Source organism: Flavobacterium plurextorum (assembly GCF_002217395.1).
Taxonomy (GTDB): domain Bacteria; phylum Bacteroidota; class Bacteroidia; order Flavobacteriales; family Flavobacteriaceae; genus Flavobacterium; species Flavobacterium plurextorum.
Window position 1 is genome coordinate 87,093 of sequence record NZ_MUHD01000011.1, and the last position, 8,917, is coordinate 96,009.

At 33.3% G+C, this 8,917-nt stretch carries 4 protein-coding genes; all 4 read right to left on the minus strand.

Annotated elements, in window-relative coordinates:
- Positions 1-5 precede the first annotated feature (5 nt).
- A complete protein-coding gene (locus B0A81_RS05545) occupies positions 6-2,771 on the minus strand; it encodes a PD-(D/E)XK nuclease family protein (protein ID WP_089057095.1) in 2,766 nt (921 codons plus the stop codon).
- Between the two features lie 63 nt (positions 2,772-2,834).
- Positions 2,835-4,298 (minus strand): OmpA family protein, encoded by a 1,464-nt coding sequence (locus B0A81_RS05550; RefSeq protein WP_089057096.1) that lies wholly within the window; start codon positions 4,296-4,298, stop codon positions 2,835-2,837.
- A 113-nt stretch (positions 4,299-4,411) separates the two neighbouring features.
- Positions 4,412-5,605 carry a glycine C-acetyltransferase gene (kbl, locus tag B0A81_RS05555; protein WP_089057097.1) on the minus strand — a complete coding sequence of 398 codons (1,194 nt, stop codon included), beginning with the start codon at positions 5,603-5,605 and terminating at the stop codon, positions 4,412-4,414.
- Between the two features lie 80 nt (positions 5,606-5,685).
- Entirely contained in the window at positions 5,686-8,841 is a 3,156-nt protein-coding gene (locus B0A81_RS05560) for a UvrD-helicase domain-containing protein (RefSeq protein ID WP_089057098.1), read from the minus strand.
- Between the last annotated feature and the right edge of the window lie 76 nt (positions 8,842-8,917).

An 8,917-nucleotide genomic window follows, 5' to 3' on the forward strand; every position in this document is an offset into this window, starting at 1 on the left:
ATTGTTTAGTTTATTTTTTCCTCAAAAGGAATTATTACATCTAGAATTTCATTTAAAAGCAAAACTATTTCTTCTAAGTAGTTTTTTAAGATTTCTTTAGTCACTGTCAAATTGAGCTCTTTGTCTTCTTTGAAACCAAATGGCAGAAAACCTGATTTTAGATTTTTAAATGATATAATTCCAACTTCCATTGGAATATCGCCAGCTTCATTCTCAAACATGAAAGCATAAGCCAAAACCTGAATTATTTTATCGTTTTTAAGCTCTTGTGTCAAACCATTCCATGATTTAAGCACGACATTAGCCTTTTCAACTTTTCCTGTCTTATAATCAATAATTCTTATTCTTCCGTTTCGAAGTTCAATACGATCCACATTTCCTTTAATCAAAACCGGAAACGGCAGATTTGGATGATTTAATTCACGCTCGAATGTTTTTTCTAAAGCTATAATCTTAACAGCATCCCCATTTTTTATAGAATCCAGTTCCATTTTTAAAAAATTAGAAACATTTCGTTTAGCTACTTCAAAAGCCAAAAGATTACGACCTTTTTTAATTTCACCTTCTTTATAAACTAATTTAAACTGCTTCAAAACTTCATCATCAAGCAAATCGAAACAATTTTTAATATCGGTCTCAGAAATAAACTTATCAATAAAAGGATCATACAACGCTTTTAGAGTTTCGTGAATAATAGTTCCCAGCGTATTTAAAGCAATATTCTCTTCCACCTCTTCAACTTCTCTTATACGAAGTATCTTTTGAAAATAAAAATCAATTGGATTTCTAATATAACTTGTCAAAGCCGAAGGTGAAAAACCTGCAGCTGCAATTTCTTTTAAACGTTCTAATACTGCTTCTGATTTTGGAATCACCATTGGCTGATAAGCCGTATCAGGCAAAACAGGATTATATATGTCAAAAGTCAAATTGTGTTTGGACTGTTTTTCAACTTCTAATTGAGTAATAAAACGGCTTCTTTCCCCAGCATCTAAACCATCATTCTCTGTATTGTAAATCAGATAAATATTTTTTGCTCTTTGCAATAAATGATAAAAATGATAGGTATAAATCGCATCTTTCTCCTTAAAAGTTGGCAATCCAAGTTCTTTTTTAACATCATAAGGAATAAAAGAATTTTGTGATTTTCCTGCAGGAAATTTTCCTTCATTCATTGAGGTCACAATAACAGTCTCAAAATCTAAAACACGACTTTCAAGAACTCCCATAAGCTGTAAACCACGTAAAGGTTCTCCCTCAAAAGAAACTTCAGCCACATCAATAATCTGCTTGTAAATTGCATGAAGCGTATCAATATTATCGATGTGCTTATGCTGCGAATAATAATTAATCAGTTTATTAATCACTTTAAAAACAGCGTACACAAAAGTTTTAGCAATCTTTTCCTCTTCATTGTCACTGCTGAAATTTTCTTTAATCAGCAGTAAAATTGCTGAAATATTTTCCAAAACAGCAATAGACCCATTCTCCCATTTTTGAAACAACAAAGAAAACAACTTGCTCGGATTCGGATTAAGCTCTAAGATCTTGTTTAAAGTAATAAAAGTATAATTATTCTCTTTAATAATTTTAACTAAATGATTACTATCGGCATATGGCTCGACTAAGGGATGGGTTAAAATATCGAGAACATCTTTATAATAAAAAACATAACTGCCGCCTGCACGAGAAAGCGCGTTAGTATGCATTTTGAAAAATTTTGCCACCAATATCTGCGACGGATTATTCTTTCCAGAATATCCCATCGTAATATTCAATGCTCCCACCGACGAAGGAAGCGCATATAAAATTGGAATTAAAAGGTTTTCTTCGCCCAGCACAACTGCAACTTTATCAAGACTAGCTGCGGGATTAGCAGTAATTAAATCCTCAATTATACTACCCGCTAATTTAGCCTGTCCAATTGTTTTTGGAGTACCAATAACCTGAATGTTTTTAGTTTGAGAAAAATCATCTACAATCCATTCAAAAGGATGCGATTTATAATGCTTCCAATTCTGTTTAAAACGACGAACAAAAAGTCCAGCATCATGAAAAGGATCATTTAGAAATGTCTGATCAACATCCCAGTAAATTCTCGCTTGATCTAGAGCTAAAAGATGCTGTACAATCTTTTCTTCTGCCGCATTCAAAGCATTGAATCCCGCAAAAATAAAATTATGATTCGAAATTGTATTAGAAAAATGATTCAGATTATTTACCGCCTCTCGATAAATTAAGCCTTGATAACCAACCGCTTTATTTAACAAATGGTTATACAGCGATTCATAATACAAAGGAAGAAGTTTCCAGAAATCAATATAATTTTCTAATAATTTTGTTTTGTTTTCAACTTCAATTCCCCACTTCTTAATATCCTCGATGTCTTTTAAGTATGACAAAACATATGACGGATCTAATAAATAACGGTCAATCTCATTAAAATCTTGCAAAAGCGTTTTTGCCCAATTTGCAAAAAGCTCAAAAGATTGTTGATTTTGCTTTTCTGTAATCGATAAATAAACTTCATAAAATTCAAACAAAAGCTCAATTGCATCTATGGAACGAATTGAAGCAACATCTTGAACAAAATCTTCAATACTAATAATATTGGGAGAAAGAATTGTTTTTTGAATCTCTTTTTTAAGCGCTTCAATTAAAAAAACCTTAGCTCTCTTATTGGGTAAAATAATAGTAGTTTCCGCAAGTTTATCAGAATAATCTTGAATCACTACTGTTGCTATTTTTTCTAGAAAAGAAATATTTATCATTTGATAAAAATAAAAAAAGCCATTCAATTAAGAATGGCTTTTCATATTTATTTAGAAAGTAAATTAGATTTTACCTTGGTATTTAGAACCAATGTGTCTAATTTCTGTTCTTCTGTTTTGTGCTTTACCTGCAGCAGTTTTGTTACTTGCAACTGGTTGAGAAGCTCCAAATCCTTTAGACTCTAAGTTTTCTGGATTAACACCTCTTTGAACTAAAGCATCTAATACAGCTTTTGCTCTTTCTTCAGAAAGTTTTTGATTCAATTTAGCAGAACCTGTGCTATCTGTGTGTCCTTCAATAGAGAATTTCGCATTTGGATAGTTTTTAAGGATTTCTTTAATTGCATCTAATCTAGCTGGAGTTTCTTTGTCACCAGTTTTGAAAGTAGCTTTACCTGAGTTGAAGTAAACTGCTCTTGCTTGAACTTTAAGATCTTCTAAAGCTTCAGTTGTAACTTCAGGACATCCTCTGTTTGAAGCAGGACCGTATACTGTAGGACAATCGTCATCTTTATCAGCAACACCATCTTTGTCAGCGTCTAAGAAAGGACAACCACCGTTTTCTTTTGGACCAGCAACTGTAGGACATTTGTCATCTTTATCAGCAATTCCGTCTCCGTCAGTATCAGGACAACCTTTTAAAGCAGCTAAACCAGCAACATCTGGACAAGCATCATCTTTATCAGCAATTCCGTCTCCGTCTGTATCAGGACATCCGTTTAATGCAGCTAAACCAAATACATCTGGACAAGCGTCAGAAGCATCAACGATTCCGTCTCCGTCAGTATCAGGACATCCGTTGAATTGTTTTAAACCAGCAACATCTGGACAAGCATCATCTTTATCATAGATTCCGTCTCCGTCAGTATCTTTACCTCCGAATTTGAAAACTAGACCTGCAGTGTGTTGGAAATGAGATGGAGCATCTGGAGTACCAGTTGCATCTTCTCTATCACCACTAACTGACCATTTGTATCTTGTAGCAAGCTCAAGACCAATAGCATCTGTGAACCAAAAAGTAACACCAGCACCTGGGTTTACAGTTCCGTAGCTGCTATCTCCGAAGAAAGTGTAACCACCACCTACAGATAACGAAGGATCAATCACTTTAGATTTGATTAATTCTTGGAAGCTGTATTTGATAGTAGCATCAATTCCGTAGTACATTAAATCACCAGGATTAGTTACAACATTTCCTCTTGAATCATGCCCTACAGCCTTTGGATTAAATGTTACATATTTATCAATTTTGTTTACAGATCCTTGTAAACCAACAGAAAAACCTTTACCTACATATCTATTTACACCAATGTAAGATAATGAAGGAAGAATGTTCCAGTTGTCTTTTACAGCGAATGGCTGAGAAAAATGTTGATCAAAGAAACCGCTTCCGGCACCAGAACTAGTTCTTGTATCAACTGCATTAACTCCAAATGAGATCGCCCATGGATTGTTACTGTCTTGTGCGTGAGAACTTAAACCCATCGCCATCATCACAGCAACTAAAAGTTTGTTAAGATGTTTCATACTTAATTTTTTTAATTACAATTTAGTTAATTACAAGCAAAAGTAACACCAAATTTTTTAAATACAAAATCAAATGTTAAAAAAAACCTACAAAAATTTCCCGAAAGTGGTAATTATATAACTTTTAACATTTTTCCAACTGATACAAAGGCACTTACAGCCTTGTCTAAATGTTCTTTTGTATGAGCCGCAGAAAGCTGCACTCTGATTCTTGCTTTTTCTTTTGGCACTACAGGAAAAAAGAAACCTATTACATATATACCTTCTTTCAAAAGCTCATCAGCCATAGTCTGCGATAATTTCGCATCATACAGCATTACAGGTACAATTGCCGAATCACCATCAATTATATCAAATCCTGCTTTTTTCATTCCTTCTTTAAAGTAATTTGTATTCCACTCTAATTTATCTCTTAAAGAAGTATCTTTTTCCAACAGTTCAAAAACCTTAATAGACGCTCCTACTATTGCAGGCGCAAGCGAATTTGAAAATAAATAAGGTCTCGAACGCTGACGAAGCAATTCAATAATTTCTTTTTTAGCCGTAGTATATCCTCCCATAGCACCACCAAGGGCTTTTCCAAGAGTTCCTGTAATAATATCTACACGCCCCATTACTCCTTTTGCTTCAAGAGTTCCTTTTCCTGTTGCTCCAATAAAACCAGCAGCATGGCATTCATCTACCATAACCATTGCGTCATATTTATCTGCTAGATCACAGATTTTATCTAAAGGCGCCACTAAACCGTCCATAGAAAAGACTCCATCTGTAACAATCAATTTAAAACGAGCACCTGCTTCGTTTGCTTTAATTAACTGCTGCTCCAAGTCATCCATATTATTGTTCTCATATCTATAGCGAGCTGCTTTACACAAACGAACTCCATCAATAATAGAAGCATGATTCAAACTATCAGAAATAATCGCATCATTCTCTCCTAATAAAGGTTCGAAAACACCACCATTAGCATCAAAAGCTGCTGCATATAATATAGTATCTTCTGTACCATAAAAATCAGCAATCTTTTTTTCTAATGTTTTATGAATATCTTGTGTTCCGCAAATAAAACGAACTGATGACATTCCGAAACCATGAGTATCCATAGCATCTTTCGCTGCTTGAACCACCTCTGGATGCGAAGAAAGCCCTAAATAATTATTTGCGCAGAAGTTTAAAACTTTCGCTCCTGTAGAAATAGTTATTTCTGCATCTTGCGCAGAAGTTATAATACGTTCTTTCTTAAAAATTCCGTTTTCTTCAATAACCTGCAATTCTTTTTGCAGGTGTTCTTTAATTTTACCGTACATTTCTATTTATTTAAAACGTTAAAAATTAACACTATAAGCCATTTTTGACTGTATAATTCTTTAACATCTGATTAATATTTTCACAAATTTACTACATCGATTTCGGTTCCTATATACACCAAAGCCTTTTTTAACACTTTATATCCCAAATCTTCTACTGCGTCCTGATACTCCTGAATTTGAAGCTTATATTTTGAATTAACTGCTCCTGTTTTATAATCCAGTAAAAATGCCTTTTTATCTTTTGTCAACACGATTCTATCTGGCTTCAATATTTTCCCTTCTTTCTGAACAATCGTCTGCTCGTTTAAAATATGATTTTCACCATCAAAACAAATGCTCAACTCAGGATGATTAACGATTTCCAAAAGCGTTTTCAAAACCGCCTCTCGCTGCTCAATTGTCACTAATCCATTTTCAATAGCCTTAGTGACTGCTAAATCAATATCTGATTTATCTTTTACAAATGCTAAAATTTCGTGCACAATATTCCCATACGATATTGCTTCCTGCTGATGAGTTCCCCACATGAGCGCTTCTCTCTGAGCAATCTTAATATTTTTAGGATTCAAAACCTCTTTTACAACCGGAATTGTTTTAACTAAATCAGCTGCTTTTGATGCTTTTGAAAGTTTTGCTTTATTTCCAAATTCATATTCTAACTTCTCAGATTCATAAACTCCTTCATGAATTAGGTATTTTATAAAATAGGAAGCCATATTATTAGGCCACTCTCCGTCTTTTCTTTCTTTTAAAGATTGCGAAATAACATACAACTGCTCTTCCGCACGTGTTAACGCAACATACAAGACATTTATATTATCTAATAACTCTTCTTGCTTCTTTTCATTAAAAACAGCCGAAGCACTTTCTCCAAAACCTTCAACTGCACTGCTATTATCAACCAAAGCCCTTGGAACTCCCAAATCTTCTGCTTCAGTATCAAGCCATAATTTATCTTTTGGCTTTCGATTATAATCTTCTTCCGCAAATGGCATAATTACAACTGGAAACTCTAAACCTTTAGATTTATGAATCGTCATTATACGAACTGCATTATTTCCTTCGGGAGAGGGAATACTAAATTTCTCAGAATTCTTTTCCCAGTAATTTAAAAAATCAGCAATTCCAGCCTGATTTCTAATATCTCTTTCTAAAACGATATCAAGAAAAAACTGCACATAAGCATTTCCTTCAGACGGAAGAATAAATTTTGAGATAATTATCTCGACAGCTTCATAAAGTGATTTTTTGCGAATATTTTCAAAAGAAAGAGAAACATCAAAAGTCAAAAGCCATTTCTCAAAATCAGATTCACTTTTATAAGCCATTCCTTGAGCAATAAAATCATGTATTGGCTTTTCAATATTTAAAGTATTCCCTAAGAAATGAAGAAAATGCGCTTTTGATTCTAAATCCCTGCTGTTATTCAAATATTTCAGCAAATGAATAATCAACCGCACTTCTGTTGCATTCTGAATCATCAAGGTTTCTGACGACAAAAGCGGAATTCGCTGTTCTGTTAGGTAGTTCGCAATTGCTACTCCCTGTCCTCTTTTTCGAGTTAAAATAACAATATCTTTATACTCAAATCCTTCTTGTACAACTTTTCGAATTGTATTTAATGTTTCCAAAACATACAAATCAGATTTTTCAACAACATCTTCTTCCTCTACTTCATTCTTTTCAATTATTGGCAGAAAAGAAATATTTACATATCCACCTTTTTTTGAATTTGTATTCTGAAAACTATGATTTTCATACAGATCTTTATAATCTAAGTTTGAAAACTCACTCGAGATGAGTTTAAAAAAAGCATTATTAAACTCAATAACTTCACTATAACTTCTATAGTTTGTATTTAGGTGTTTAATTTCTTTGTCTGGATTATTAAAAGGATTTGAATCTTTGCTTAATTCAATAAACTGTTCCGCCTTCCCGCCTCTCCATCGATAAATTGACTGTTTTGGATCGCCAACAATCATCAAAGTTCCTTTGTTCCCTAAATCATCTTGACCAGAAAGTGCGTTATCAATTAATGGAATTAAATTTTGCCATTGCATTTCTGAAGTATCCTGAAACTCATCAATAAAAAAATGACGATAACGCTCTCCTAAGCGCTCATAAATAAAAGGTGCCGGCTGATTCTGAATTTCTCGATGAATAATAGCATTAAATTCAGAAATGGACAAAATATTTTGCTCTGCCTGAATTTTCGCCAATTCATTACTAACTGTATTAAGCAATGATAAGGGCGTAATATTTTTTAAGAATGCTTTATAAAAATCTCTTTTTTCAAAGTTCTTATAAATCTTCTTTAAAATACTCAGCAATTCTGGAATTAAGTTTTCTATTAACGCTTTATCTTTTGCTGTTTTATTAATTGCAATATCATCAAATTCATGAAAAGTTTTATTTCTTGGATTAAACTTTCCATCGCGAATACTTTCAAGATGATTCGGAAATGTTCCTCTTGAAAAAGATTTCAAATCAATACCATTTCCATCCAGTAAAGAAAGTGCCTCTATAGCAAATTGCTCATTCTCCGATTCCAGATCTTTGCACAATGCAAGCATCTTCTTTTTTATAACAACAAACTCTTCTATGGTTTTGTCATTAAAATGCAAAATCTCATTTCGATTATTCTCATTCAAAACTAAACGTCCTGTTTCTAGAATTTCACGAGAAACATCCCAGCTTTTATCATCATCTGTCTTCTCCATCGTGAAGTCGATCAGTAATTTAGTCAGCGTTTCATCTTGACCAGCTTGAGCAATAATCGCATCGACTGCCTCAACCAATAAATTTTCTGTATCCAGTGTAACCTCAAAAGTCATTGGCAGATTTAGATCATGAGCAAAAGCCCTAATCACTTTATGAGTAAATTTATCTATGGTAGAAATATCAAAAGCCGCATAATTATGAATTAAGTGCTTTATGATACTTTGAGATTTTATTTTGATTTGAATAATCGAAAGTCCTGTTTCGCGAGACAAATCTTCCATTAAATCAACTGCTTTTGCAGAAGGCTCTTCTTTCGCAAATTCAGATAAACTCCCTACAATACGGCTTTTCATTTCATGAACCGCTTTGTTGGTAAATGTTATTGCGAGAATATTTCGATAAGCATCATTTTTTGGGGATGAAAGAATAATTTTAAGGTATTCTTTAACTAAAGTATACGTTTTCCCTGATCCTGCAGAGGCATCATAAATAGAGAAAGACGGACTTTGCATAAGTTTAAGCTTTTGTATGGTAAAAATAGCACAATATTATTAAATCCCAATAATGAAAAATTCCAAATTCCAATAT

Bases quoted from the DNA above. Each gene is read 5' to 3' on its own strand.
- B0A81_RS05545 (WP_089057095.1), bottom strand. From the start codon at position 2,771: ATGATAAATATTTCTTTTCTAGAAAAAATAGCAACAGTAGTGATTCAA.
- B0A81_RS05550 (WP_089057096.1), bottom strand. From the start codon at position 4,298: ATGAAACATCTTAACAAACTTTTAGTTGCTGTGATGATGGCGATGGGT.
- kbl (WP_089057097.1), bottom strand. From the start codon at position 5,605: ATGTACGGTAAAATTAAAGAACACCTGCAAAAAGAATTGCAGGTTATT.
- B0A81_RS05560 (WP_089057098.1), bottom strand. From the start codon at position 8,841: ATGCAAAGTCCGTCTTTCTCTATTTATGATGCCTCTGCAGGATCAGGG.